This window comes from Streptomyces sp. NPDC088766 (assembly GCF_044750845.1).
Lineage (GTDB): Bacteria > Actinomycetota > Actinomycetes > Streptomycetales > Streptomycetaceae > Streptomyces.
Genome location: NZ_JBIVKQ010000007.1, coordinates 105648 through 131291, shown reverse-complemented (window position 1 = coordinate 131291; position 25644 = coordinate 105648). Strand labels below are relative to the sequence as shown.

Sequence of the window (25644 nt, the reverse complement as noted above, 5' to 3'; positions counted from 1 at the left end):
CGACCGTCAGCGGGACGCGCCGACCGGCTCCTCCGGCTCGGCCGCGCCGACGAACGCCCGCCACAGCTCGGCGTACCGCCCGCCGCGCGCGAGCAGTTCCTCGTGCGTGCCGTCCTCGGCGACCCGGCCGTGGTCCATGACGACGACCCGGTCCGCGCGGGCCGCCGTGGTCAGCCGGTGGGCGACGATCAAGGTGGTGCGCGCGTGAGCGCTCGTCGAGGGGTGGTGGTCGGGCGACGGGCGGGCCGTGCGGCGGCCCGCGACGCGGTCGGTGGCCTGGTTGACCTGGGCCTCCGTGGCCAGGTCCAGGGCGGCCGTCGCCTCGTCGAGGAGCAGGACGTCCGGGTCGACCAGCTCGGCGCGGGCCAGCGCGATCAGCTGCCGCTGCCCGGCGGAGAGGTTGCGGCCGCGCTCGGCGACCTCGTGGAGGTAGCCGCCGTCCAGGGTGGCGATCATCTCGTGCGCGCCGACCGCCCGCGCCGCCGCCTCCACCTCGGCGTCGGTGGCGTCGGGGCGGCCGTAGGCGATGGCGTCGCGGACGGTCCCGGGGAAGAGGTACGCCTCCTGCGGGACGACACCCAGCCGGTGGCGGTACGAGGTGAGGTCCAGGGTGCGCAGGTCCGTGCCGTCGACCAGCACCCGGCCGCTCGTGGGGTCGTAGAACCGGGCGACCAGCTTCACCAGGGTCGACTTGCCGGCGCCGGTCTCGCCGACGAACGCGACGGTCTGGCCGGCGGGGACGCTCAACGCGATGCCGGTCAGGGCCTCCTCGTTCTCGCCGTAGGTGAAGTGCACGTCCTCGAAGGTGATCTCGCCGCGCAGCGAGTCGACGGCGAGGGGCTCCTCGGCGGTCTTCGTGGAGGTGGGCTCCTGGAGGAGTTCCTGGATGCGGCCCAGCGAGACCGTGGCCTGCTGGTAGCCGTCGAAGACCTGGGAGAGCTGCTGGACGGGCGCGAAGAACAGGTCGATGTAGAGCAGGTACGCCACCAGCGCGCCGGTCGTCAGCGTCGCCGCGTCCACCCGGTGCGCGCCCACGATCAGGACGGCCGCGGCGGCGGCCGAGGACAGCAGCTGGACGAAGGGGAAGTAGACCGAGATCAGCCACTGGCCGCGGATGCGGGCCAGGCGGTAGCCGTCGCTGCGCTCCGCGAACCGCGCCCCGCCGTCCCGCTCGCGCCGGAAGGCCTGCACGATCCGCAGTCCGGCGACCGACTCCTGGAGGTCGGCGTTGACCGCCGACACCCGCTCACGGGCGAGTTCGTACGCCTTCACGCTGGCCCGGCGGAAGAAGAAGGTGGCGACGACCAGCGGCGGCAGGGTGGCGAAGACGACCAGCGCCAGCTGCACGTCGAGCACCAGCAGGGCCACCATGATGCCGAAGAAGGTGACGACCGAGACGAACGCGGTGACCAGACCGGTCTGCAGGAACGTCGACAGCGCGTCGACGTCCGTCGTCATCCTCGTCATGATCCGGCCGGTCAGCTCGCGCTCGTAGTAGTCGAGGCCGAGCCGCTGGAGCTGGGCGAAGATCTTCAGGCGCAGGGCGTACAGGACGCGTTCGCCGGTGCGGCCGGTCATCCGGATCTCGGCGGTCTGCGCGACCCACTGGGCGAGCACGGCGAGCAGCGCGAGCAGGGAGGCGGTCCAGACGGCGCCCACGGCCATCCGGGTGACGCCGTCGTCGATGCCGTGCCGGATCATCACCGGCAGCAGCAGGCCCGTGCCGGCGTCCACGGCGACCAGGCCGAGGCTGATCAGCAGCGGCAGCCCGAAGCCCCGCAGGAGCCGGCGCAGGCCGTAGGAGTCCTCGGAGGCGACCGCGCGGGCCTCGTCGACGTCCGGGACGTCCGTCGCCGGGGGCAGCGCCTCCACCTGTGCGAGCAGCTCGGGCGTGGCGGGCGTACCGGCGAGCGCGGTGTCCTTGCGCTCGCGGTCGCCCGTCCACAGCCGTGGGGTGACCCCGCGCTCGGCGTCGAACTCGGCGTCCAGCTCGTCCCTCACCGACATGTCCTCGCCGGGCTCGGCGGGGCGGGTGTGGCCGGGCGAGACCCCGCCCAGCTCGTCCGGGTCCGTGAGCAGGCGGCGGTAGAGGGCCGAGCGCTCCTGGAGCTCCTCGTGGGTGCCGAGGTCGGCGAGCCGGCCGGCGTCGAGGACGGCGATGCGGTCGGCGAGGTTGAGAGTGGAGCGGCGGTGCGCGATGAGGAGGGTCGTACGGCCCTGCATGACCTGCTTCAGGGCCTCGTGGATCTCGTGCTCCACGCGCGCGTCCACCGCCGAGGTGGCGTCGTCGAGGACGAGCAGCCGCGGGTCGGTGAGGATCGCGCGGGCGAGCGCGACACGCTGGCGCTGGCCGCCGGAGAGGGTGAGACCGTGCTCGCCGACCTTGGTGGCGTAGCCCTCGGGCAGCTCGGCGATGAACCGGTCGGCCTGGGCGGCGCGGGCGGCGGCCTCGATCTCCTCGTCGGTGGCGTCGGGACGGCCGTACGCGATGTTGTTGCGGACCGTGTCGGAGAACAGGAAGGAGTCCTCCGGCACCAGGCCGATCGCGGCCCGCAGCGAGTCCTGGGTCAGCTCGCGCACGTCGTGGCCGCCGACGAGGACGGCGCCGCGGGTGACGTCGTAGAAGCGGGGCAGCAGCAGGGAGACCGTGGACTTCCCGGAGCCGGAGGAGCCGACCACGGCGAGGGTCTCGCCGGCGCGGATCTCGAAGCTGAGCCCGTCCAGGACCGGGCGGTCGTCGGCGTAGCCGAAGGACACGTCGTCGAACTCGACGGTCGCGGGCGCGTCGGCGGGCAGTTCCTTGGTGCCGTCCTTGATGGACGGCTCGGTGTCGATCAGCTCCAGGACGCGCTCGGTGCCCGCGCGGGCCTGCTGGGCGACGGTGAGGACCACGGCGAGCATGCGGACCGGGCCGACGAGCTGCGCCAGGTAGGTGGAGAAGGCGACGAAGGTGCCGAGGGTGATGTGCCCGTGCACGGCGAGCCAGCCGCCCAGCGCGAGCATCGCGACCTGGCCGAGCGCGGGGACGGACTGCAGGGCCGGGGTGTACCGCGCGTTGAAGCGGATCGTGCGCAGCCGGCCGGCGTAGAGCCGGCGGCCGACCTCGCGCAGCTTGCCGGTCTCCTGCTCCTCCTGCCCGAAGCCCTTCACCACCCGGACGCCGCTGACGGCGCCGTCGACCACTCCCGCGACGGCGGCGGCCTGCGCCTGCGCGTACCAGGTGGCCGGGTGCAGCCGGCTGCGGCTGCGTCTGGCGATCACCCACAGGGCGGGGGCCACGGCCAGCGCGACCAGGGTGAGCGGCGGCGACAGCCAGGCCATGATCCCCAGGGAGATCAGGAACAGCAGGACGTTCCCGATGGTCATCGGGAGCATGAAGAGCAGGCCCTGGATGAGCTGGAGGTCGCTGGTCGCCCGGCCGACGACCTGGCCGGTGGACAGCTCGTCCTGCCGGCGGCCGTCGAGCCGGGTGATCGTCGCGTACATCTCGGTCCGCAGGTCGTGCTGGACGTCCAGGGCGAGCCGGCCGCCGTAGTAGCGGCGGACGTAGGTGAGGGCGTAGACGATCACGGCCGCGCCGATCAGGGCGCCCGCCCAGGGCGCCATGTCACGGCTGTGGCCGACGATCACGTCGTCGATGATCACCTTGGTGATCAGCGGGACCAGCGCCATGACGGCCATGCCGCCGAGGGAGGAACCGAGGGCGAGGACCACGTCCGCCGGATGGCGCCACGCATAGCCCGCCAGTCGTCGTGCCCATCCCCGTTGCGCAGCCACGCCGGTGCCTTCCGTCAGACCTGATCTTCCAGAAGGCACCAACGTGACGGGAAGCGGATTTCATCCCTCCGCAACAATCCGCTCCGCGGGTTCCGGCGGTTTCCGGGCGCGGCACCGGTGCGGCACCGTTGCGACGCCGGGGTGGCACCGGGGCGGCACCGGGGCGGACGGCCGCGGCGGCGGGGGGGGCCGCGGCGGCAGGGACGGTCACCCCACTGCGGCGGGACGCGCCGCCGCGGCAGGTCATGCCGACGCGACAGAACGCGCCGATACGGCAGGTCACGCCGATACGGCAGGACGTGTCGCCGCGGCGGCGGACATCGACAGCGGTCGGAGAACCGCTCGGAAACCCTGCCGGGAAGCCGGTCAGGAAGCCGGTCAGGAGGCGGCGAGGTCCCGGTGGATGACCTTGGCGACACCCTGGATGGTGGTGATGCCGTAGCTCATCGTGCTGTTGCCGTGGGTGAGGACGGTGATGGTGTAGTCGTGGCCGCCGCCCTTGAAGGTGCCGACGCTGTGCACCCGCCAGCCGTTGGTGGCACGCGACAGCCAGCCGTTCTTGACGTGCCAGCTGACCCCGGCGGGCCGCCCGTAGGGGGTGCCCCAGCGCTGCGACGGGACGACCTGCGCCATCAGCTTGTTGACGTAGGCGCGCGAAGTGTCGGTGAGGACGGTGTTCCTGGCCGTGAGGAGCTTGAGCAGCTTCTGCTCGTCGGTGACGGTGATCTGGGTCAGGCCCCAGTAGTTGTTGGCGCCCGGCTTGGTCTGCGTCATCTTGGCGGCCGCGAGGAAGGCCCTGATCCTCGTCAGGCCGAGCTGCTTCCACAGGGTGGAGGTGGAGGCGTTGTCCGACTTGGTGATCATCGCCGTGGCGAGGGTCTTCTCCCGGCTGGTCAGCGCCCTGTCGTGCTTCTGCGCGTCCCACAGCAGCGCGGACAGGACGGTGACCTTGACGACGCTGGCCGAGTCGAAGGCGGTGGAGGCGCGCAGGGTGCAGGTGGTGTTGGTGCTGCGGTCGTAGAGACCGACGGCGACCGTGCCCTTGCGGGTGGCGAGCGCCGCGGTGATGTCCTTCTTCAGCTTGGCGGCGAGGCCGGTCTTGGCCGACGTGCAGCCGACCGCCGGGGCGGCGGCCGCGGCGGGGGTGGCGGCGGCCACGCCGGTGAGGAGGATGCCGGCGCCGAGGGTGGCGGCGACCAGTCCTCTCGTGCGTCCGGTTCGTCCGGGTCTGGCTCGTCTGGGTCTGCGGAGAGTCATGCCGAGGTGACTCGCACACACGACCGATAGTTGTACGCGTGTTCCGAGAACCGGATTCGTCGCGCACCGGAGCAGTGGGTAGGCATGAGGCATGCCGACCGAGACACCGAACAGGCACTTCAGGGCTGGACAGTTGGGCGCCGCCCTGTGGGTGCTGCGCCGCCTCGCCACGCCCGAGACCAAGGCTCCCGAGGAGAGTGCGTTCCGCAGGAAGAAGGTCCCCGCCCACCTCCTGGCCGAAGGCCTGGGGTCCGTGATGAAGAACCTCTCGTGCGCGAGGGGCCACGGCGGAGACCGGTGGGCGGCGGCGGCCGAGGTGTTCCGCGACCTGCCGGACCTCCTTCCGTCGAACCTGCCCGGCAACACGATGGAGCCGGGTGAGGAGAACGCCTTCATCGCCGGCCACAGCAAGCAACTCGAGCACTACAAAGAGAAGTTCGGGGCGCTTGTGGGTGACGTGGCCGACTGACCGGCGCCTTCCGGCGGCACCCCGGTCGGGTGCCGCCCAGCGGACCCGCTCCCCCGCCCGCCCCCTCCGCCGGTTCACAGGCTGCGACCAGGCTGGGCACAGCCCCCTCCCATCGGCGCTCTGCACGGTGGACTGGTGACATCTGCCACCGATCTCCCCCACCCGACCGTGTCCACCGACCGGCCGCCGCCCCCGGCGGCACCGGCGTCGAACCAGGCGCCCCCGCCGGACAGGGCGCCGCGCTGGTCGCTCCCCGCGCTGCTCGCGATCCTGGTGCTGGCGGCGGTGCTGTACTCCTGGAACCTCTCCGGCTCCGGGCTCAACAGCTTCTACAGCGCCGCCGTGCTGAGCGGCACCCAGAGCTGGAAGGCCTGGTTCTTCGGCTCGCTGGACGCGGGGAACTTCCTCACCGTCGACAAGCCGCCGTTCGCCCTGATGGTGATGGGCCTGTCCTGCCGCGTGTTCGGCTTCGGGACCTGGCAGATGATGCTGCCGATGATCCTGACCGCCCTCGGCACGGTCTGGATCCTGCACGCGAGCGTGAAGCGGGTCTGGGGGCACGGCGCGGCGGCGGTCGCCGCGCTGGTCCTCGCGCTGACCCCGATCACCGTGGCCATCAACCGGGACAACAACCCCGACACCCTGCTGGTGTTCCTGATGGCGGGCGGCGCGGCCCTGGCCCTGCGGGCGGTGCACGACGGCAGGCTGCTGCCGCTGCTCGGCTCGGCCGCCTGCTTCGGCCTCGCCTTCAACACCAAGATGCTCCAGGGCTACATCGCCCTGCCCGCCGTCTTCGCGGTCTACCTGTACGCGGCGAGGCCGAAGCTGGTGAAGCGGCTCGTCAACCTGGCCGCCGCGGCCGTGGTCCTCGCCGTCTCCAGCTTCTGGTGGGCGGCGGCGGTCTCCCTGGTCCCGGCCGACGAGCGGCCGTACATCGGCGGTTCGACCGACGGCACCGCCTGGAACCTGATCATGGGCTACAACGGCCTCGGCCGGGTCTTCGGCGGCGAGGGCAACGGCGGGGGCGGCGGGGGCGGAGGCGGGGGCTTCTCCGGGACCGCCGGCATCGGCCGGATGTTCAACGACGTCCTGGGCGGCCAGATCTCCTGGCTGATCCCCTTCGCGGCGATCGCCGCCGTCGGCGGCGTCGTCCTGCGCGGGCGCGCCCCGCGCACCGACCCCACCCGCGCCGCGCTGGTGATGTGGGGCGGCTGGACCGCCCTGCACTACCTCACCTTCGCCCTGGCCGAGGGCACCATGCACCCCTACTACACGACCGCCCTCGCCCCGGGCATCGCGGCACTGTGCGGGGGCGGCGGCCTGATGCTGCTGCGTGCCTTCCGCGCCGAGAAGCGGTGGGTGTGGGTGCTGCCGCTCGCGCTCGGGGTCACGGCCGTCTGGGCGATCGTGCTGCTGCGCCGGGCCTCCGGCTGGAACACCTGGCTGTGGCCGGTCATCGGCGTCGTGATGGCGCTGGCGATCGTGGGACTGTTCGTCTTCCGCTCCGGCGACCGTGCCCGACTGCTGGCGGCTTCGGTGGCCGCGGCGGTCGTCGCCTCGGTGGCCGGTCCGGCGGCGTACGCCTGGTCGGTGCCGTCCGGTTCGGGCGGCGGGATGGGCGGCACGAATCCGACGGCCGGTCCCACGACCGGGAGCGGCGGCTTCGGCGGCGGAGGCCCCGGCGGCGGCCGGGGCGCCTTCCCGGGCGCCGGCGGCGAGCAGGGTGAGCAGGCAGCAGGCCGGTCCGGTGGACAGGCCGACGGGCAGGCGGGCGACGGGTCCGGTGGCTTCCCCGGGGGCGGTGAGCAGCCGGGCGGTACACCTCCCGGCGGCACCGCGGCCGACGGCGGTACGGCACCGGGCGGCACCGCCCCGGAAGGCGGCACCGGTGCGGGCGACGGCCCCGGCGGTGGCGCCATGGGCGGCGGCACGGGCGGTGGCATGGGCGGTGGCATGGGCGGTGGCGCGAGCACCGAGCTGCTCTCCTACCTGAAGAAGCACCAGGACGGCGCGAAGTGGCTGCTGGCCGTGTCGAGTTCGCAGTCCGCCGCACAGCTCATCCTCAGCAGCGGCGAGCCGGTGATCTCCATGTGGGGCTGGTCCGGGTCCGACAACGCGATGACGCCGGCCAGGCTGAAGGAGCTGGTGAAGAAGGGCGAGCTGCACTACATCCAGCTCGGCGGCGGCATGGGTGGCGGCGGCATGGGCGGCGGCTCCACGGCCAACTCCGAGGTGACGGAGTGGGTGCAAAAGAACGGGACGGCGGTGGAGGAGAGCGACTACAGCTCGGCGTCGGAGTCCGCCTCCGGCTCCGGCACCTCCGACACCGGCACCTCGTCCTCGTCGCAGAGCGACCGGTCGACGGTCTACCGACTGGACCCGTCGGACGTGAACTGACCGCACGCCGACGGCACATCGGTCCGCACAGCGGCGAGGAACGGCCCCTGACTTTCCGTCAGGGGCCGTTTTGCGCCATCAACTCGCGTAGACAACGGGTAATTTGCCGGTTCCCGTCATCTGATCGACATGTCAGATTCATTGCCTTGACCGCATGCACATGTCACTCTCCCGATTGCCGCCCCCACTCAACACGCGTAGATCGGACTCCCCACATGCTGACGACACGCATACGCCGATGGAAGCCGGTGGCGCTCGCCACCACCGCCGTCCTGGTCGGCCTCACCGCGCCCGCGCTCACCGCGACCCCCGCCGCGGCGACCACGACGGCGTACGACTCGACGTACTACAAGAACGCGGTCGGCAAGACGGGTGCGAGCCTGAAGTCCTCGCTGCACACGATCATCAGCAGCCAGACGAAGATCTCGTACTCCGCGGTCTGGAACGCGCTGAAGGTCACCGACCAGGACCCGAACAACAGCAACAACGTGATCCTGCTGTACAGCGGTGTCTCGCGCAGCAAGTCCCTCAACGGCGGCGACGTCGGCGACTGGAACCGCGAGCACACCTGGGCCAAGTCCCACGGCGACTTCGGCGAGGTGACCGGTCCCGGCACCGACCTGCACCACCTGCGCGCCTGCGACGTCCAGGTCAACAGCACGCGGGGCAACCTGGACTTCGACAACGGCGGCAGCGCCGTCACCAACGGCGGCGGCAGCACCGTCGACTCCGACTCCTTCGCGCCGCGCGCCGCGGACCGGGGCGACGTGGCCCGCATGATCCTCTACATGGCCGTGCGCTACGAGGGCGACGACGGCTTCGCCGACCTGGAGCCCAACGAGAAGGTCGGCAACGGCTCCAACCCCTACATGGGCAAGCTCTCCGTCCTCAAGGCGTGGAACGAGGCGGACCCGCCGAGCGCCTTCGAGGAGAAGCGCAACCAGGCCATCTACGACACCTACCAGCACAACCGCAACCCGTTCATCGACCACCCGGAGTGGGTCGAGGCGATCTGGTAGACCCAGCTGTGGCTGAACTCCCCTTGCTTCAGGGGAGTTCAGCCCGGCCTTCAGGGGCAGCGCCGCAGGCTTCCTCGCCGTCGTGGGACACGGGGAGCCGATCCCCCCTGCTCCGGGCGATGCGATGCACGTCGTGGAGCGCTTCGGCCAAGCGGGCTGCGAGGAAGCGCAGTTGGGGTGCGGTGGCCCTGGCATCGCCCAGGAGGTCGACGGCGTGGCCGAGAAGGTCGTCGGCCATGCCGAGCCGGACGGTTTCGACGTCATCGGCGAGGCGCGAGAGACGGCCGGTGCCGGTGTCGTCGGTGAGCAGGTGGCAGGGCTTGCCGTCGAGGTCGGACCAGGGGAGGAGGCGGGGCCGGCCGCCCGTGGGGGAGGAGGCGTCATGGCTCTCGTAGATCATGCGGCGATCGCCTCGCCGTCCCGGATCCGGCGCGAGCCGACATCGGCACCGTGGATCCGCAACCCCATGTCGACGCCGTGCACGGCGATCCAGAGGCTCCGATCATCTCGAACGCTGCCGCGCCGACCGGCCGGCGGAAGTCCTCCTACAGCGGCAGCGAGGGCGGCAGCGAGGGCGGCAGCTGCCCGGAGGTCCTGGACGACCACCCCGCAGGTGTCCCTGTACGCGACTCCGAGAACCCTGAGGGACCCGCGCCGGTCTTCCCGTCGGCCGGCTGGACGTCGTTCGTCACAGCGGTCAAGGACGGCCACCTGCCCGCCTGACCGCTCACCGCCACGACTCGTCCGGCCCGCACCCCTTGGAGAGCGGCGCCAGGGCCGAACTGAAGCGCCTGGTCGGACTCGGCATCCTCACCGAAGCCGGCGCCGCCGCCAGTACAGTGCCCCGGGCATCACCCGGAACGGACGTCACGGACCACTCTGTCAGGGGTTCTCGACGGTGATGTCGCCGTTGCTGCTCTGCAGCACGAGTCGGTACGTACCCGACGGATCGTCAGGGATGCCGATGGTCTTGTCGCCGTTGTTCGTGTCCGCCGTCACCTGGTAGTCGGCCTTCGGCAGGGTCAGGGTGATGTCCCCGTTGGCCGTCTTGGCCTGCACGTCCAACGGTGTCGCCGGGGTGAGGTCGATCGCGCCGTTGGAGGTCTGTGCCTGGATCCGCTCGCCCTTGATGCCCTCCCCGGTGATCCTGCCGTTGGAGGTCTTCACCTCCACCGCGCCGGATACGCCGTTCATCTCGATGCGGCCGGAACTGGTGGTCACCTTCACCGCCCCCACCTTGGTCAGGTGGATCCTGCCGCTGGACACCTCCCCGCTCACCTGGACACCGGCGGGCACGTCAACGGTGTAGCTGACCGAGCAGCGGTTGCCGCAGCCGCCGAGGATCAGCACGCCGTTCTCGATCCGGTGGGTGGCACCGTGCGGCTTGTCGCCCCGGTATTCGATCTCCCGCCGCAAAGTCAGCTTCCCGGTGTCTTTTGTGCCGTTGACGGTGACGCCGCCCGACCCGTTCTCCAGACGCACGGAGGTGATCTTCCCGGACAGCATGCTGTCGTCCTCGAAAGTCTCACCCTCGACCAGACCGCACGCGGCGAGTCCGCCGGCTGCGAGCGCGGCCGCCGCTAAGCCCCCGAGGCGGCGGAGTTCCTGACGCATGAATGTCCCCCAGTTCTGGAGAGCCACCTGAGCGGGCCCTGAAGAAAACGTGGTCCAGGGCCCGCTTCGGGCCCAACGCTCCTCGACACTATGGCGGCCGCCATCACGTGACCATGGGGCAAACCCCCGGTTCGACCAGGGGCTACCCTCACCTGAAGGTCACCGCCGAGAGCCGGTCGGACGATCAGTCCGAGCCCGGGTGATCCGAGCCCCGGTGGGTCGGTGCGAACATCCGCAGCAGCGCGGGCAGGACCACCACCGAGGGGCCGGGGGACGCCAGCGCCTTCGCCAGGTCGGCCGCCAGGGCCTCGGGGGACGTCCGCACGCCCGGGACGCCGAAGGATGCGGCCAGGGCCGCGAAGTCCGGGCCGGTCAGTTCCGTGACCGTGGCCGTGGCCGGGCCGTAGGCATCGGTCATGTACTCGCGGAGGATGCCGTAGCCGCCGTCGTCGACGACGAGCCAGGTGACGTTCAGGTCGTACTGCTTCGCCGTGGCCAGTTCCGCGATCGAGTAGAGGGCGCCGCCGTCGCCGGAGACGGCGAGGACCGGGCGGGTGGGGTCGGCGGCCGCCGCGCCGAGGGCCGCCGGGAAGGCGTAGCCGAGACCGCCCGCGCCCTGGGCGGAGTGCATGTGGTTGGAGCCCTCGGGGTCGAAGGCCGACCACGCCCAGTACGCCAGGATCGTCATGTCCCAGAAGGACGGGGAGTCGGCGGGGAGCGCCTCGCGGACGGACGCCAGCACCTGCTGTTCCAGGGCCAGTTCCTGGGACGCGAGGCGTTCCGCCACGCGGGAGAGGAGCGTGCGGACGCGCTCGGGCGCCGTGGGGTCGGTGCGTTCGGGGACGGTCTCCAGCAGGGCCTGGATCGCGAGGCGGGCGTCCGCGTGGATGCCGAGGGCCGGGTGGTTGGCCTCCAGTTTGCCGAGGTCGGCCTCGATCTGGATCACGCGGCCGCGCGGGGTGAACGTGTGGTAGTTCGAGGAGAGTTCGCCGAGCCCCGAGCCGATCACCAGCAGGACGTCCGCGTCCTCCAGGAAGTCGGTGGTGTGGCGGTCCTCCAGCCAGGACTGGAGGGAGAGGGGGTGCGTCCAGGGGAAGGCGCCCTTGCCGCCGAAGGTGGTGACCACGGGGGCGTCGAGCCGCTCGGCGAGCCTGCGCAGCTTGCCCGAGGCGTCCGCGCGGACGACTCCCCCGCCCGCGACGATCGCCGGGCGCTCGGCGCGGGAGAGCAGGTCGGCCGCGACCGCCGTCAGTTCCGGGCGCGGGGGCAGCTCCTCGGGGGTCGCGTCCGGAGCCGTCACCACCGGGAGCGGGGTCGGGGCGGCCAGCACGTCCTGCGGGATCTCCACCCACACCGGCCCGTGCGGGGCCGTCAGCGCCGACTTCCAGGCGGCGGCGAGCGCGGACGGGATCTGGGACTGGGCGCGGACGGTGTGCACCGACTTCACCACACCCCGGAAGGAGGCCGCCTGGTCGGGGAGTTCGTGCAGGTAGCCGTGGCGTCCGCCGCCCAGCCCACGGGTGGGGACCTGGCTGCTGATCGCCAGCACGGGCGCCGAGGCCGCCGCCGCCTCCTGGAGCGCGGCCAGGGAGGTCAGCGCGCCCGGCCCCGTGGACAGCAGCAGGGGCGCCGCCTCGCCGGTGACACGGCCGTACGCGTCCGCCGCGAAGCCCGCGTTGTTCTCCATCCGCAGGCCGATGTAGCGCAGGTCGGAGCGGCGCAGCGCGTCGAACACGCCGAGCGCGTGCTGGCCGGGCAGCCCGAAGACGGTGGTCGCGCCGAGCCCGGCCAGCGTCTCCACGACCAGGTCTCCGCCGGTGCGGCCGGGCGGCGGGTCGAGTGCCGCCTCCGTCTGTGCGGCGGTCGGGCGGAGCACCAGGTCGTGGTCGTGGGTCACTTCGCGCGGTCCTCCGCGATCTGGCGGGACATGATCGTGGTCAGTTCGTACGCCGTGTGGGACGCGGCCACCGACGTGATCTCCGCGTGATCGTACGCGGGCGCCACCTCGACGACGTCCGCCGAGACGAGGTGGCAGGAGGCCAGGCCGCGCAGGATCTCCAGGAGTTCGCGGGAGGTCATGCCGCCGGCCTCGGGGGTGCCGGTGCCGGGCGCGTGCGCCGGGTCGAGGCAGTCGATGTCGATGGAGATGTAGAGCGGGCGGTCGCCGATGCGCTGCCGGAGCTGGTCGGCGACCTCGTCGGCGCCGCGGCGGTAGACGTCCGCCGAGGTGACGATGCCGAAGCCCATCTTCTCGTCGTCGGTGAGGTCCTGCTTGCCGTAGAGCGGGCCGCGGGTGCCGACGTGGGAGAGGGCGGAGGTGTCGAGGATGCCCTCCTCGACGGCCCGGCGGAACGGGGTGCCGTGCGTGTACTCGGCGCCGAAGTAGGTGTCCCAGGTGTCGAGGTGGGCGTCGAAGTGGAGCAGGGCCACGGGGCCGTGCTTCTTCGCGACCGAGCGGAGCAGCGGCAGGGCGATGGTGTGGTCGCCGCCGAGGGTCATCAGGCGGGCGCCGGTGCCCAGCAGGTCGTCGGCGGCCGCCTCGATCGTCTCCACGGCCTCGTTGATGTTGAACGGGTTCACGGCGATGTCGCCGCCGTCGGCGACCTGCGCGAGGGCGAAGGGGGAGGCGTCCTGCGCCGGGTTGTAGGGCCGCAGCAGCCGGGACGCCTCGCGGATCGCGTTGCCGCCGAAGCGGGCGCCCGGCCGGTAGGAGACGCCGGAGTCGAACGGCACGCCGACCACGGCGACGTCGGCGCGGCCGACCTCGTCGAGGCGGGGCAGCCGGGCGAAGGTCGCGGGACCGGCGTACCGCGGCACCCGCGAGGAGTCGACCGGGCCGCGGGGCGTCTCGCTGCTGCTCATCTGCTGCCTTCTTTCCTACGCTCCGTCGCGTATGTACCGCTCTGTCCTGCCGTGTACGACTCTACCGGCGAGCCGGGGGCGCGTTCGGACGCGAGTTCGGGTGCCGGGCCGGTGAGCCGGTCGGGACGACCCTAGACGGCCGGAAGGCGCCGGCGAAGTGTACGTTTCCTCCACCGGAGCCGTTCCACCTGGAGGAAACGCACACCGTGCCGGAGCCCGCGGCGGTCCCCACACCGCCGAGACCACCCGTCCCCCTCGCCGCCCTGCTGGCCCGCGAGGACCTCGCCCTGCGCCAGATCGCCGGGCCCCGCGAGCCGGACCGGGCCGTCCACGGGGCGCACGCCTCGGAGATGGCCGACCCGTACCCGTATCTGCTGGGCGGCGAGCTGCTGCTGACGGCCGGGGTGCACATTCCCGGGGCGGCGGCCGACCTGGGCAGCCACTGCGACGACTACGTCGCGCGGATCGTGGCCGCCGGTGGCGCGGCCCTCGGGTTCGGCCTGGCGCCGGTGCACGACACCGTGCCGCGCGCCCTGGCCACCGCCTGCGAGGCCCGGGGACTGCCCCTGCTGGAGGTCCCGCCGCGGACCACCTTCTCCGGCGTGGCCCGCGCGGTCTGGCAGCTCATGGCGCAGGCCCGGCACGACGGGCTGCGCCGGGTCACCGAGGCCCAGCAGAGCCTCGCCGCCGCCGCGTCCCGGCCGCACCCGGTGCCGTCGGTGCTGCGGCAACTGGCCCGGCGGACGGGCGGCCGGGCGGTGCTGTACGGCCCGGAGGGCACGGAGATCGCGGCGGCGGGACGGGAACCGGACAGCGGGGCGGGCCCGGCGCTGGCACGGCTGGCGCGGGTCGTCCGGCCGGCCGGCCCGCCGCAGGCGGGTACGGCCACCGCTCCGGCGGCCCCCGCTCCCTCCCCCGCCCCCGCTTCCGCCACGGACACCACCGGCGGCGCCGCTCTCTCCGCCTACGCCCTCGGGTCCGGCCGGGGCTTCGTGCTCGGGATCGCCGCTCCGCGCCGGGAGGCCGGTGACCACACCGTCGCCTCCGTCGCCGCCGTCCTGCTCTCGCTGCTCACCGGCGAGCACCGCAGCGGCTCGGAGGCGGCCCGCTCCTCGGCCCTGGTACGGCTGCTGCTCGGAGCCGCGCCGGAGTCCGTGGCCCCGCTGCTCGGCAAAGAGCGGTGGCAGGTCGTGCACGGGCGGCCCGAGGGGCGGGCGCCGGACGCGGTGGCCGCCGCCGCGCTGGGCGCAGCCCTCGGGTCGCCGCTGGTCGACCTCGGGGAGGACGTCGTACGGGTACTGGTGCCGGGCGAGCGGGAGCCGCTCGCGCAGCCGGGATGGACGCTGGGGGTCGGCGCCGCCGCGACCCCCGCCGACTGGCCGGCCGCCGACGTCCGGGCGGCCCGTGCCCTGGCCCGCGCCCGCGCCACCCGCGCGCCCCTGGTCCGGTACGGCGCGCGCCCCGCGCTCGCCGACCTGGTGCCGCCCGACGAGGCCGAGGCGCACGCCCGCGCGCTGCTCGCCCCTCTCGACGAGACCCTCGCGGCCACCCTGCGCACCTGGCTGTCGCTGCACGGCGGCTGGGACCGTACGGCGGTGGCGCTGGGCGTGCACCGCAACACCGTGCGGCAGCGGATCGCGCGCTGTGCGGCCCTGCTGGGGACGGACCTGGACGACCCGGACGTACGGATGGAACTGTGGTTCGCCCTGCGGCAGGGGTGAGTTCACCGGCGCGGGCCGGGGCGGCGGACCGGGGCGAGTGACCCGCGTCCCAGCGTCCGGGAGACCACGGACTCCCACCGGCCGCTGCCCCACAATGGAAACCATGCCGATACCCGGGACACCCAGCCGCGCCGAGCTCGTCGAACACCTCGTGAGGACCCGTATCGCGGGTGACGTCGCCACCCCGCGCGAGAACAACCTCTCCCACTACCGCCAGTTGGCCAACGGCGTCCGCAACTTCTGGCTCGGCCTGGAGCTCGGCGACCGCTGGACCGACGAGCAGGACGTGCTCGCGGTGATGGCGGAGCGGGTCGGCGTCAACGACGACCCCGGGTACCGCTACGGCCAGGACACCATCGACCCCCGGCTCACGGTCGACGGCCTGGAACGGCTCGCCGGGCGGCTGCGCAAGGCGGCCGAGGACCGGCAGCGGGTGCTGTTCGCCACCGGTCACCCCGGCGGGCTGCTGGACGTGCACCGGGCCACGGCGGACGCGCTGCGCCGGGCCGGCTGCGAGATCGTCGTCATCCCCGACGGGCTCCAGACGGACGAGGGGTACGTGATGCAGTTCGCCGACGTGGCGGTGCTGGAGTACGGCGCCACCCTGTGGCACACCCACTCGGGCGAGCCGATGAAGGCGATCCTGACCGCCCTGGAGCGCGCGGGGCGCCCGCTGCCGGACCTGGTCGTCGCCGACCACGGCTGGGCGGGCTACGCCGGACAGCACGGCGTGGACTCCGTCGGGTACGCCGACTGCAACGACCCGGCGCTGTTCCTCGCCGAGGCCGAGGGCACCGTCCAGGTGACGGTCCCCCTCGACGACCACGTGACGAGCCCCCGGCACTACGATCCGATGACGGCGTACCTGCTGGCGGAGGCGGGGCTGGTCTAGCCGTACCGCCCTGGTCCGGCCGTATCGCCCCGAGAGGTCGGGGAGGCGGCGACGATCACCGTGAAGGTGCTCTCGCCGCCGCCCTGTTCGTCCGTGGTGGCCGCGTCCCTCAGTCCTCCCGGGGGACGCGCACCACACCTTCCTGGATCACCGAGACGGCGAGCCGTCCGTCCTGGGTGTAGATGCGGGCCTGGCCCAGGCCCCGGCCGCCGTGCGCCGACGGCGACTCCTGGTCGTAGAGCAGCCACTCGTCGGCGCGGAACGGGCGGTGGAACCACATCGCGTGGTCCAGCGAGGCGCCGACCACGTCCCCGACGGCCCAGCCGCCGCGGCCGTGCGCGAGGAGGACCGAGTCCAGGAGGGTCATGTCGGAGACGTAGGTGGCGAGGACGACGTGCAGCAGGGGGTCGTCCGCGAGCTTGCCGTTGGTGCGGAACCAGACCTGGCTGTGCGGTTCCCGCGGCTCACCGAACCTCCCGTACGGCGGCTCGTCGACGTACCGCAGGTCGATGGCCCGGCGCGCCTCCAGGAACCGCTCGACGACGTCCGGCGGGAGGTGGCCGTAGCCCCGCAGGCGTTCCTCGGAGGTCGGCAGGGTCGCCGGGTCCGGGGAGACGGGCATCGGGGTCTGGTGGTCGAGCCCCTCCTCGTACGTCTGGAAGGACGCCGACAGGGTGAAGATCGGCCGGCCGTGCTGGACGGCGACCGCGCGGCGGGTGGTGAAGGAGCGGCCGTCGCGGATGCGCTCGACGTTGTAGACGATGGGCGCGCCGGGGTCGCCCATCCGCAGGAAGTACGCGTGCAGGGAGTGGGCGTGCCGGTCGGCGGGGACCGTGCGCCCGGCGGCGACCAGCGCCTGGGCCGCGACCTGCCCGCCGAAGACGCGCGGGACGACGGCGGAGCGGGACCGGCCGCGGAAGATGTTCTCCTCGATCTGCTCGAGGTCGAGCAGATCGAGGAGGTCCTGTAGTGCCTGGCTCATGAGGACCGTTGTATCCGGCGGTAATTGCGGCCGGCTTACAGACCCATGTCCTTGGCGATGATCGTCTTCATGATCTCGCTGGTGCCGCCGTAGATGCGGTTGACCCGGTTGTCCGCGTACAGGCGGGCGATCGGGTACTCGTTCATGTAGCCGTAGCCGCCGTGCAGCTGGAGGCAGCGGTCGATGACGCGGTGCGCGACCTCGGTGCAGAACAGCTTGGCGCTGGCGGCCTCGGCGGGGGTCAGCTCACCGGCGTCCAGGGCCTCCGTGGCGCGGTCGGCGACGGCCTCGGCCGCGTCCACCTCGGCCTGGCAGGCGGCCAGCTCGAACTTGGTGTTCTGGAAGTGGGCGACCGGCTTGCCGAAGACGGTGCGCTCCTGCACGTACTGCTTGGCGAACCGGACGGCCGCCTTGGCCTGGGCGTAGGCGCCGAAGGCGATGCCCCAGCGCTCGGAGGCCAGGTTGTGGCCGAGGTAGTAGAAGCCCTTGTTCTCCTCGCCGAGGAGGTCCTCGACGGGCACCTTGACGTCGACGAAGGCCAGCTCGGCCGTGTCGGAGGTGCGCAGGCCCAGCTTGTCCAGCTTGCGGCCGATGGAGTAGCCCTCGGACTTGGTGTCGACGGCGAAGAGGGAGATGCCGTGACGGCGGTCCTCGGCGGTCGGGGCGGCGGTCCGGGCGCAGACGATCACCTTGTCGGCGTGGACGCCGCCGGTGATGAAGGTCTTGGCGCCGTTGAGGACGTAGTGCGTGCCGTCCTCGCTCAGCCTGGCGGTGGACTTCATGCCCGCGAGGTCGGAACCGGTGCCCGGCTCCGTCATCGCGATGGCCCACATCTCCTCGCCGCTGACGAACTTCGGCAGGTAGCGCTTCTTCTGCTCCTCGGTGGCGAGCATCTTGATGTACGGCAGGGCGAGCAGCACGTGCACGCCGGAACCGCCGAACTGGACGCCGGCGCGAGCGGTCTCCTCGTACAGGACGGCCTCGAACTTGTGGCTGTCCAGGCCCGCGCCGCCGAACTCCTCGGGGACGTTGATCCCGAAGATGCCCAGCTCGCCGAGCTTGTAGTAGAACTCCCGCGGGGCCTGGCCGGCGGCGAACCACTCGTCGTAGACGGGTACGACCTCGGCCTCGATGAAGGCGCGAAGGGTCTCCCGGAACGCCTCGTGATCCTCGTTGAACACCGTACGGCGCACGCCGCCACCTCCACGTACCTCGGCCTGTCTAAGCGCTTGCTCATATCACCGTACCGGCGAGTACGGGGTGCGTCCAGGGTGAGTGCGGGGTAACGCTCGTCACGCCCTCCCGGCCCGCCCGCTCGGCCCGCCTCCCGGCCCACTCGACTTTCGTGATAACCTCTAACTAACTCTTGCGGCTCTAGCCGCCCACCTGCGGAAGGGGCACTCCATGGCCGGGACCGGTGGCGCCGAGACCCCCCGGGAGCGGTACCGCGCCCAGGTGCGGGCCGAGGTCAAGGAACGGGCGTGGGAACAGATCGCCTCCGCCGGGGCGTCCGCGCTGTCGCTCAACGCCATCGCCAAGCAGCTGGGGATGAGCGGGCCCGCGCTGTACCGCTACTTCGCCGGCCGGGACGAGCTGATCACCGAGCTGATCAGGGACGCGTACCGCAGCCTCGCCGACGCCGTCCGGGCCGCCGACGGTGACGTCGCCTCGCTGGCGGGCGCCCTGCGCACCTGGGCACTGGCCGATCCGCACCGGTACTTCCTCGTCTACGGCACGCCCGTGCCGGGCTATCACGCGCCCGACGACATCACCGCCATCGCGTCCGAGATCATGGCGCGCCTGCTGGACGCCTGCGCCGAGCTGCCCGCGAGCGGCCCGCGGACGCCGCTGGACACACACCTGGACGAGCACCGGGAATGGACGGACGGCCACCCCGCGCCCACCCCGGCCCCACGCCGGGCGCTGGCCTTCTGGACCCGGCTGCACGGCGTGCTGTCGCTGGAACTGGCGGGCCACTTCACCGGAATGGGCTTCGATCCCGCCCTGCTCTACGCCGCCGAGGTGGCCGGCCTGAGCGACTGACCGCCCACGGCCCCGGCGGCCGCCCGCCCCGCGCACCTCCGCCGCCACACCCGACGGCCCGAGCCGCCGACCGCCCACGGCCCCGGCGGCCGACCACGCCTACTCCCGCTCCCCCTCCACCGCCGAGCCGAAGGCGCCCCGCGCCATCCGGTGCAGCAGGTCCGCCGTGGCGTCCCGGCCGGGGAGCCCGCCCGCCCTCCCCAGGTGCGGGGTGGAGTTGAGCAGTCCGAACACCGAGTGCACCGCGGACCGGGCCGTCGGCTCCGTCAGCGCCGGATAGGCCTCGCGGACGACCTCCACCCACAGCTCGACGTACTGCCGCTGCAACTGCCGCACCAGCTTGCGGTCGCTGTCGCGGAGGCGGTCCAGCTCCCGGTCGTGCAGGGTGATCAGGGGACGGTCGTCGAGCGCGAAGTCGATGTGCCCCTCGATGAGCGAGTCGAGGACCGTCCCGGCGCCGGCCCCGTCGGCCTCCTGCACCCGGCGCCGCGCACCGGTCAGCAGCCGGCCGCTGATCCCGACCAGCAGCTCGGCGAGCATCGCGTCCTTGCCGGGGAAGTGCCGGTAGAGGCCGGGGCCGCTGATGCCGACCGCGGCTCCTATCTCGTCCACACCGACGCCGTGGAACCCGCGTTCGGCGAACAGCCGCGCGGCTTCCTTGAGGATCTGCTCGCGGCGGGTGGGGGCGTCGGTTCTGGTGGCCATGAGAACAATTCTAGACAACGAGGTTAGCGCTCGTTAACCTGACGGAAATGGTTAACGCTCATTAACAGTCGACCACTGGGTGAGGGGACCGCAAGGTATGGAGCAGGCACCGGAGCTGACCAGCGCGGCGGATCCCGCGTCGGAGGCCTGGCGGGCCAACGAGAGGGCCCATCTCGCACTCGTCGAGGAACTGCGCGGCAAGCTCGCCGCGGCCCGGCTGGGCGGCGGGGAGAAGGCGCGGGCCCGGCACACCGCGCGCGGGAAGCTGCTGCCGAGGGACCGGGTGGACACCCTCCTCGACCCCGGCTCCCCGTTCCTGGAGCTGGCCCCCCTCGCCGCCGACGGGCTGTACGACGGGCAGGCCCCCGCGGCCGGCGTGATCGCCGGGATCGGCCGGGTCAGCGGCCGGGAGTGCGTGATCGTCGCCAACGACGCCACCGTCAAGGGCGGGACGTACTACCCGATGACGGTGAAGAAGCACCTGCGGGCCCAGGAGGTCGCCCTCGAGAACCGCCTGCCGTGCCTGTACCTGGTGGACTCCGGCGGCGCCTTCCTGCCCATGCAGGACGAGGTCTTCCCCGACCGTGAGCACTTCGGGCGGATCTTCTACAACCAGGCCCGCATGTCCGGGGCCGGCATCCCGCAGATCGCCGCCGTGCTCGGCTCGTGCACGGCCGGCGGGGCGTACGTCCCGGCGATGAGCGACGAGGCCGTCATCGTGCGCGGCCAGGGCACGATCTTCCTCGGCGGCCCGCCGCTGGTGAAGGCCGCCACCGGCGAGGTCGTCACCGCGGAGGAGCTGGGCGGCGGCGAGGTCCACGCGCGGGTGTCGGGAGTCACCGACCACCTCGCCGAGGACGACGCGCACGCCCTGCGCATCGTGCGGACCATCGTCTCCACCCTCCCGGCCCGCCGCCCGCTGCCCTGGGAGGTGCGGCCCGCGGTCGAGCCCAAGGTCGACCCCCACGGGCTGTACGGCGCGGTGCCGGTCGACTCCCGTACCCCCTACGACGTACGGGAGATCATCGCCCGCATCACGGACGGCTCCCGGTTCGCCGAGTTCAAGTCCGAGTTCGGGCAGACCCTGGTCACCGGCTTCGCCCGCATCCACGGGCACCCGGTCGGCATCGTCGCCAACAACGGCATCCTGTTCTCCGAGTCCGCCCAGAAGGGCGCCCACTTCATCGAGCTGTGCGACCAGCGCGGCATCCCGCTGCTGTTCCTCCAGAACATCTCCGGCTTCATGGTCGGCAAGGACTACGAGGCAGGCGGCATCGCCAAGCACGGCGCCAAGATGGTCACCGCGGTGGCCTGCACGCGCGTGCCCAAGCTGACGGTCGTGGTCGGCGGGTCGTACGGCGCGGGGAACTACTCGATGTGCGGCCGGGCCTACTCCCCCCGCTTCCTGTGGATGTGGCCGAACGCCAAGATCTCCGTGATGGGCGGCGAGCAGGCCGCCTCCGTCCTCGCCACCGTCAAGCGCGACCAGCTCCAGGCGCGCGGCCAGGACTGGCCCGCCGAGGAGGAAGAGGCGTTCAAGGCCCCGGTCCGGGAGCAGTACGAGCGTCAGGGCAACGCCTACTACGCGACCGCCCGGCTCTGGGACGACGGGGTCGTCGACCCGCTGGAGACCCGCCAGGTGCTGGGTCTGGCCCTGACCGCCTGTGCCAACGCGCCGCTGGGCGACCCCCAGTTCGGCGTCTTCCGGATGTGAGGGGCTTCAAGACGATGTTCGACACAGTCCTCGTGGCCAACCGGGGCGAGATCGCCGTCCGGGTGATCCGCACCCTGCGCTCCCTGGGCGTGCGCTCGGTGGCCGTCTTCTCCGACGCCGACGCCGACGCGCGGCACGTCCGGGAGGCCGACACGGCCGTCCGGATCGGTCCGGCGCCGGCCGCCGAGAGCTACCTGTCGGTGGAGCGGCTGCTGGAGGCCGCCGCCCGCACCGGAGCCCAGGCCGTCCACCCCGGCTACGGCTTCCTCGCGGAGAACGCCGGCTTCGCGCGCGCCTGCGCCGACGCCGGGCTCGTGTTCATCGGGCCGCCGGCCGAGGCGATCTCCCTCATGGGCGACAAGATCCGCGCCAAGGAGACCGTGCACGCGGCGGGCGTCCCGGTGGTCCCGGGGTCGAGCGGCAGCGGGCTCGGCGACGCCGAACTGGCCGCCGCGGCCCTGGAGATCGGCATGCCGGTGCTGCTCAAGCCGTCGGCCGGCGGCGGCGGCAAGGGCATGCGGCTGGTGCGGGAGGAGGGCGGCCTCCTGGACGAGATCGCCGCCGCCCGCCGCGAGGCCCGTGCCTCCTTCGGGGACGACACGCTGCTCGTCGAACGGTGGATCGACCGGCCCCGGCACATCGAGATCCAGGTCCTGGCCGACGGCCACGGCCGGGTGATCCACCTGGGCGAGCGCGAGTGCTCCCTCCAGCGCCGGCACCAGAAGCTGATCGAGGAGGCGCCCAGCGTGCTCCTCGACGAGGCCACCCGCGCGGGGATGGGCGAGGCGGCGGTCCAGGCGGCCCTGTCCTGCGGCTACCGGGGCGCGGGCACGGTGGAGTTCATCGTGCCCGGCGGGGACCCGAAGGCGTACTACTTCATGGAGATGAACACCCGTCTCCAGGTGGAGCACCCCGTCACCGAGCTGGTCACCGGGCTCGACCTGGTGGAGTGGCAGCTGCGCGTGGCGGCCGGGGAGCAACTGCCGTACGCGCAGGACGACATCCGTCTGACGGGGCACGCCGTCGAGGCCCGCGTGTGCGCCGAGACGGTGTCCGTCAAAGAGGGCGCCCGCGGCTTCCTGCCGTCCGGTGGCACCGTGGTGCGGCTGCGCGAGCCGCAGGGCGAGGGGGTGCGCACCGACTCGGGGCTGAGCGAGGGAACCGAGGTCGGCAGCCTGTACGACCCGATGCTCTCCAAGGTGATCGCGTACGGCCCCGACCGGGCCACGGCACTGCGCAGGCTCCGGGCCGCCCTCGCGGACACGGTCACGCTGGGCGTGCCGACGAACGCCGGGTTCCTGCGCCGGCTGCTCGCCCATCCGGCGGTCGTGGCGGGCGAGCTGGACACCGGCCTGGTCGAGCGGGTCATGGACGACCTGGTCCCCACCGAGGTGCCGGAGGAGGTCTACGAGGCCGCCGCGGCCGTACGGCTGGAGGCGCTGAAACCGTCCGGGGCGGGGTGGACGGACCCCTTCTCGGTGCCGAGCGGGTGGCGGCTGGGCGGGGAGCACCGGCCGCCGGCGTTCCCGCTGCGGGTCACCGACCCCGTTGAGTACACGCCGCGCGGCACGCACCGGGTCACCGACGACGAGGTCGGCGTCACCCTCGACGGCGTCCGGCACACCTTCCACCGGGCCGGTGACTGGCTGGGCCGCGACGGCGACGCCTGGCAGGTGCGCGACCACGACCCGGTGGCCGCGTCCCTGACCGGGGCCGCGCACGCGGGCGCCGACTCGCTGACCGCGCCCATGCCGGGCACGGTGACGGTGGTGAAGGTCGCCGTCGGCGACGAGGTGACGGCCGGGCAGAGCCTGCTGGTGGTGGAGGCGATGAAGATGGAGCACGTCATCTCCGCCCCGCACGCCGGCACGGTCACCGAACTCGACGTCGGCGCGGGCACCACCGTCGCCATGGACCAGGTGCTGGCCGTGATCGCGCCGCACGGGGAGGAGGGATGAGCGTGCGAGGACTTCCGATGACCGTGCCCGCGCCGGGCCTGCCCGCGCGGGTCAGGATCCACGAGGTCGGCGCCCGCGACGGCCTGCAGAACGAGAGGGCGACCGTGCCGACGGCCGTGAAGGCCGAGTTCGTGCACCGGCTCGCCGACGCCGGGCTGACCACGATCGAGGCGACCAGCTTCGTCCACCCCAGGTGGGTGCCCCAGCTCGCCGACGCGGAGGAGCTGTTCCCGATGCTCGCCGGGCTGCAGGTGGAGCTGCCGGTGCTCGTGCCGAACGAACGCGGGCTGGACCGGGCACTGGCGCTCGGGGCGCGGCGGGTCGCGGTGTTCGCCAGCGCCACCGAGGCCTTCGCCAAGGCCAATCTCAACCGCACGGTGGACGAGGCGCTGGCCATGTTCCACCCGGTGGTGGAGCGGGCCAAGGCCGGCGGGGTGCACGTGCGCGGCTATCTCTCCATGTGCTTCGGCGACCCCTGGGAGGGCGCGGTCCCGGTCCCCCAGGTCGTCCGGGTGTGCCGGGCCCTGGTCGACATGGGCTGCGACGAGCTGAGCCTCGGCGACACCATCGGGGTCGCCACCCCCGGTCACGTCGAGGAGCTGCTGACCGCGCTCGGCGAGGAGGGCATCCCCGTCGGCGCGCTGGGCGTGCACTTCCACGACACCTACGGCCAGGCCCTCGCCAACACCCTGGCCGCGCTCCGGCACGGCGTCACCACCGTCGACGCCTCGGCGGGCGGCCTGGGCGGCTGCCCGTTCGCGAAGTCCGCCACCGGCAATCTCGCCACCGAGGACCTCGTGTGGATGCTGACCGGCCTCGGCATCGACACCGGGGTCGACCTCGGCCGTCTCGTCGCCACCAGCGTCTGGATGGCCGGCCGGCTGGGCCGGCCCAGCCCGTCCCGCACCGTCCGCGCCCTGTCCCACGAGGACGCGCAGGGCCAAGAGGGCCGCGAGGCCCACAAGGAGCAGTGACCGCCATGGACCACCGCCTCTCCCCCGAGCTGGAAGAACTGCGGCGCACCGTCGAGCAGTTCGCGCACGACGTCGTCGCGCCGAAGATCGGCGACTTCTACGAGCGGCACGAGTTCCCGTACGAGATCGTCCGCGAGATGGGCCGCATGGGTCTGTTCGGGCTGCCCTTCCCCGAGGAGTACGGCGGCATGGGCGGCGACTACCTGGCGCTGGGCATCGCGCTGGAGGAACTGGCCCGCGTCGACTCGTCGGTGGCGATCACCCTGGAGGCGGGCGTGTCGCTGGGCGCGATGCCGGTCCACCTCTTCGGCACCGACGAGCAGAAGCGGCAGTGGCTGCCGCGGCTGTGCTCCGGCGAGATCCTGGGCGCGTTCGGCCTGACCGAGCCGGACGGCGGCAGCGACGCGGGCGCGACGCGTACGACGGCCCGGCTGGACCCGGACACCGGCGAGTGGGTGATCAACGGCACGAAGTGCTTCATCACCAACTCGGGCACGGACATCACGGGCCTGGTCACGGTCACCGCGGTGACGGGCCGGAGGCCGGACGGCAGGCCGCTGATCTCGGCGATCGTCGTCCCGTCCGGCACCCCCGGTTTCACGGTCGCCGCGCCCTACTCCAAGGTCGGCTGGAACGCCTCGGACACCCGTGAGCTGTCCTTCACGGACGTCCGTGTCCCGGCGGCCAACCTGCTGGGCGAGGAGGGCCGCGGCTACGCCCAGTTCCTGCGCATCCTGGACGAGGGCCGCATCGCCATCGCGGCCCTGGCGACGGGCCTGGCCCAGGGCTGTGTGGACGAGTCGGTGAAGTACGCCAGGGAGCGCCGCGCCTTCGGCCGCCCGATCGGCGCCAACCAGGCGATCCAGTTCAAGATCGCCGACATGGAGATGAAGGCCCACACGGCCCGCCTCGCCTGGCGCGACGCGGCGTCGCGCCTGGTGTCCGGAGAACCCTTCAAGAAGGAGGCGGCCCTGGCGAAGCTGTACTCCTCGACAATCGCCGTCGACAACGCCCGCGACGCCACCCAGGTCCACGGCGGCTACGGCTTCATGAACGAGTACCCGGTGGCCCGCATGTGGCGCGACTCGAAGATCCTGGAGATCGGCGAGGGCACGAGCGAGGTGCAGCGGATGCTGATCGCCCGGGAGTTGGGGCTGGTGGGCTGAGGTCCGCCGGTCGCCCTCCTGGCAACTCGCTTGCCCGGTGGGCGTTCTGGCCTGAGCCGGCGGGCACGGATGCCTTCGCCGGGGCGGGGCCGGA

Annotated in this window: 20 protein-coding genes; 11 read left to right on the top strand and 9 right to left on the bottom strand. The window is 72.7% G+C overall.

Translation table 11 applies throughout. The annotated features are described in order from the left end of the window. Nucleotides 1-6: 6 nt before the first annotated feature. On the bottom strand, nucleotides 7-3777 hold the full coding sequence (locus ACIP5W_RS12385; RefSeq protein ID WP_401470776.1) for an ABC transporter ATP-binding protein: 3771 nt from the start codon (nucleotides 3775-3777) through the stop codon (nucleotides 7-9). A 378-nt stretch (nucleotides 3778-4155) separates the two neighbouring features. After that, the gene (locus tag ACIP5W_RS12380; RefSeq protein ID WP_401470773.1) at nucleotides 4156-5034 is read right to left on the bottom strand and encodes a serine hydrolase; all 879 of its coding nucleotides are present in this window, start codon (nucleotides 5032-5034) and stop codon (nucleotides 4156-4158) included. A gap of 91 nt (nucleotides 5035-5125) precedes the next feature. On the opposite strand from ACIP5W_RS12380, the gene ACIP5W_RS12375 reads away from it, so the two are divergent. The 3 genes from ACIP5W_RS12375 to ACIP5W_RS12365 all read left to right on the top strand — a co-directional run bounded on the left by ACIP5W_RS12375 (nucleotide 5126) and on the right by ACIP5W_RS12365 (nucleotide 8919). After that, complete coding sequence (locus ACIP5W_RS12375) at nucleotides 5126-5503, top strand: hypothetical protein (RefSeq protein WP_401470770.1); 378 nt, start codon at nucleotides 5126-5128, stop codon at nucleotides 5501-5503. Nucleotides 5504-5638: 135 nt separating this feature from the next. Next, nucleotides 5639-7900 carry a glycosyltransferase family 39 protein gene (locus tag ACIP5W_RS12370; RefSeq protein ID WP_401470767.1) on the top strand — a complete coding sequence of 754 codons (2262 nt, stop codon included), beginning with the start codon at nucleotides 5639-5641 and terminating at the stop codon, nucleotides 7898-7900. Between the two features lie 215 nt (nucleotides 7901-8115). Further along, nucleotides 8116-8919, top strand: a complete 804-nt coding sequence (locus ACIP5W_RS12365) for an endonuclease I family protein (protein WP_401470764.1) — start codon at nucleotides 8116-8118, stop codon at nucleotides 8917-8919. A 28-nt stretch (nucleotides 8920-8947) separates the two neighbouring features. On the opposite strand, the gene ACIP5W_RS12360 is transcribed toward ACIP5W_RS12365, so the two are convergent. Next, nucleotides 8948-9319, bottom strand: coding sequence for a hypothetical protein (locus tag ACIP5W_RS12360; RefSeq protein WP_401470761.1), 372 nt, complete (start codon nucleotides 9317-9319; stop codon nucleotides 8948-8950). A gap of 50 nt (nucleotides 9320-9369) precedes the next feature. Between ACIP5W_RS12360 and ACIP5W_RS12355 the strand changes: the two genes are divergently transcribed. Further along, a complete protein-coding gene (locus tag ACIP5W_RS12355; protein ID WP_401470758.1) occupies nucleotides 9370-9642 on the top strand; it encodes a DUF397 domain-containing protein in 273 nt (90 codons plus the stop codon). A 159-nt stretch (nucleotides 9643-9801) separates the two neighbouring features. On the opposite strand, the gene ACIP5W_RS12350 is transcribed toward ACIP5W_RS12355, so the two are convergent. The 3 genes from ACIP5W_RS12350 to speB all read right to left on the bottom strand — a co-directional run bounded on the left by ACIP5W_RS12350 (nucleotide 9802) and on the right by speB (nucleotide 13395). Beyond that, nucleotides 9802-10533, bottom strand: a complete 732-nt coding sequence (locus ACIP5W_RS12350; RefSeq protein WP_401470755.1) for a DUF4097 family beta strand repeat-containing protein — start codon at nucleotides 10531-10533, stop codon at nucleotides 9802-9804. Between the two features lie 184 nt (nucleotides 10534-10717). Further along, the gene (locus ACIP5W_RS12345) at nucleotides 10718-12430 is read right to left on the bottom strand and encodes a thiamine pyrophosphate-binding protein (protein WP_401470752.1); all 1713 of its coding nucleotides are present in this window, start codon (nucleotides 12428-12430) and stop codon (nucleotides 10718-10720) included. Continuing rightward, nucleotides 12427-13395, bottom strand: coding sequence for an agmatinase (speB, locus tag ACIP5W_RS12340; RefSeq protein WP_401470749.1), 969 nt, complete (start codon nucleotides 13393-13395; stop codon nucleotides 12427-12429). The genes ACIP5W_RS12345 and speB overlap by 4 nt, the downstream gene beginning before the upstream one ends. 206 nt (nucleotides 13396-13601) lie before the next feature. On the opposite strand from speB, the gene ACIP5W_RS12335 reads away from it, so the two are divergent. Continuing rightward, complete coding sequence (locus ACIP5W_RS12335) at nucleotides 13602-15116, top strand: helix-turn-helix domain-containing protein (RefSeq protein ID WP_401470746.1); 1515 nt, start codon at nucleotides 13602-13604, stop codon at nucleotides 15114-15116. Between the two features lie 103 nt (nucleotides 15117-15219). Next, entirely contained in the window at nucleotides 15220-16008 is a 789-nt protein-coding gene (locus tag ACIP5W_RS12330) for a phosphatase (RefSeq protein ID WP_401470743.1), read from the top strand. A 109-nt stretch (nucleotides 16009-16117) separates the two neighbouring features. On the opposite strand, the gene ACIP5W_RS12325 is transcribed toward ACIP5W_RS12330, so the two are convergent. Both ACIP5W_RS12325 and ACIP5W_RS12320 read right to left on the bottom strand, forming a co-directional pair. Next, complete coding sequence (locus tag ACIP5W_RS12325; protein WP_401470736.1) at nucleotides 16118-16990, bottom strand: acyl-CoA thioesterase; 873 nt, start codon at nucleotides 16988-16990, stop codon at nucleotides 16118-16120. Between the two features lie 35 nt (nucleotides 16991-17025). After that, nucleotides 17026-18183 (bottom strand): acyl-CoA dehydrogenase family protein, encoded by a 1158-nt coding sequence (locus ACIP5W_RS12320; RefSeq protein ID WP_401470733.1) that lies wholly within the window; start codon nucleotides 18181-18183, stop codon nucleotides 17026-17028. A gap of 211 nt (nucleotides 18184-18394) precedes the next feature. Here ACIP5W_RS12320 and ACIP5W_RS12315 point away from each other — a divergent pair, with 211 nt between their 5' ends. Further along, nucleotides 18395-19033: a TetR/AcrR family transcriptional regulator gene (locus tag ACIP5W_RS12315; protein ID WP_401470730.1), complete on the top strand. Its 639-nt coding sequence runs from the start codon at nucleotides 18395-18397 to the stop codon at nucleotides 19031-19033. 99 nt (nucleotides 19034-19132) lie between these two features. Here ACIP5W_RS12315 and ACIP5W_RS12310 read toward each other — a convergent pair whose 3' ends face one another. Next, a complete protein-coding gene (locus ACIP5W_RS12310; RefSeq protein WP_401470727.1) occupies nucleotides 19133-19738 on the bottom strand; it encodes a TetR/AcrR family transcriptional regulator in 606 nt (201 codons plus the stop codon). Between the two features lie 97 nt (nucleotides 19739-19835). Between ACIP5W_RS12310 and ACIP5W_RS12305 the strand changes: the two genes are divergently transcribed. The 4 genes from ACIP5W_RS12305 to ACIP5W_RS12290 are packed head-to-tail and all read left to right on the top strand — an operon-like array spanning nucleotide 19836 to nucleotide 25550. Next, entirely contained in the window at nucleotides 19836-21452 is a 1617-nt protein-coding gene (locus tag ACIP5W_RS12305; protein WP_401470724.1) for a carboxyl transferase domain-containing protein, read from the top strand. Nucleotides 21453-21466: 14 nt separating this feature from the next. Continuing rightward, nucleotides 21467-23410 (top strand): biotin carboxylase N-terminal domain-containing protein, encoded by a 1944-nt coding sequence (locus ACIP5W_RS12300; protein WP_401470721.1) that lies wholly within the window; start codon nucleotides 21467-21469, stop codon nucleotides 23408-23410. Next, nucleotides 23407-24384 (top strand): hydroxymethylglutaryl-CoA lyase, encoded by a 978-nt coding sequence (locus ACIP5W_RS12295; RefSeq protein ID WP_401470718.1) that lies wholly within the window; start codon nucleotides 23407-23409, stop codon nucleotides 24382-24384. The genes ACIP5W_RS12300 and ACIP5W_RS12295 overlap by 4 nt, the downstream gene beginning before the upstream one ends. A gap of 5 nt (nucleotides 24385-24389) precedes the next feature. Next, the gene (locus ACIP5W_RS12290) at nucleotides 24390-25550 is read left to right on the top strand and encodes an acyl-CoA dehydrogenase family protein (protein WP_401470715.1); all 1161 of its coding nucleotides are present in this window, start codon (nucleotides 24390-24392) and stop codon (nucleotides 25548-25550) included. Nucleotides 25551-25644: the final 94 nt, after the last annotated feature.

Coding starts and splice junctions, on each gene's coding strand:
- ACIP5W_RS12380 (WP_401470773.1), bottom strand. CDS start 5,034: ATGACTCTCCGCAGACCCAGACGAGCCAGACCCGGACGAACCGGACGC.
- ACIP5W_RS12375 (WP_401470770.1), top strand. CDS start 5,126: ATGCCGACCGAGACACCGAACAGGCACTTCAGGGCTGGACAGTTGGGC.
- ACIP5W_RS12365 (WP_401470764.1), top strand. CDS start 8,116: ATGCTGACGACACGCATACGCCGATGGAAGCCGGTGGCGCTCGCCACC.
- ACIP5W_RS12360 (WP_401470761.1), bottom strand. CDS start 9,319: ATGATCTACGAGAGCCATGACGCCTCCTCCCCCACGGGCGGCCGGCCC.
- ACIP5W_RS12350 (WP_401470755.1), bottom strand. CDS start 10,533: ATGCGTCAGGAACTCCGCCGCCTCGGGGGCTTAGCGGCGGCCGCGCTC.
- speB (WP_401470749.1), bottom strand. CDS start 13,395: ATGAGCAGCAGCGAGACGCCCCGCGGCCCGGTCGACTCCTCGCGGGTG.
- ACIP5W_RS12330 (WP_401470743.1), top strand. CDS start 15,220: ATGCCGATACCCGGGACACCCAGCCGCGCCGAGCTCGTCGAACACCTC.
- ACIP5W_RS12325 (WP_401470736.1), bottom strand. CDS start 16,990: ATGAGCCAGGCACTACAGGACCTCCTCGATCTGCTCGACCTCGAGCAG.
- ACIP5W_RS12315 (WP_401470730.1), top strand. CDS start 18,395: ATGGCCGGGACCGGTGGCGCCGAGACCCCCCGGGAGCGGTACCGCGCC.
- ACIP5W_RS12310 (WP_401470727.1), bottom strand. CDS start 19,738: ATGGCCACCAGAACCGACGCCCCCACCCGCCGCGAGCAGATCCTCAAG.
- ACIP5W_RS12305 (WP_401470724.1), top strand. CDS start 19,836: ATGGAGCAGGCACCGGAGCTGACCAGCGCGGCGGATCCCGCGTCGGAG.
- ACIP5W_RS12300 (WP_401470721.1), top strand. CDS start 21,467: ATGTTCGACACAGTCCTCGTGGCCAACCGGGGCGAGATCGCCGTCCGG.
- ACIP5W_RS12295 (WP_401470718.1), top strand. CDS start 23,407: ATGAGCGTGCGAGGACTTCCGATGACCGTGCCCGCGCCGGGCCTGCCC.
- ACIP5W_RS12290 (WP_401470715.1), top strand. CDS start 24,390: ATGGACCACCGCCTCTCCCCCGAGCTGGAAGAACTGCGGCGCACCGTC.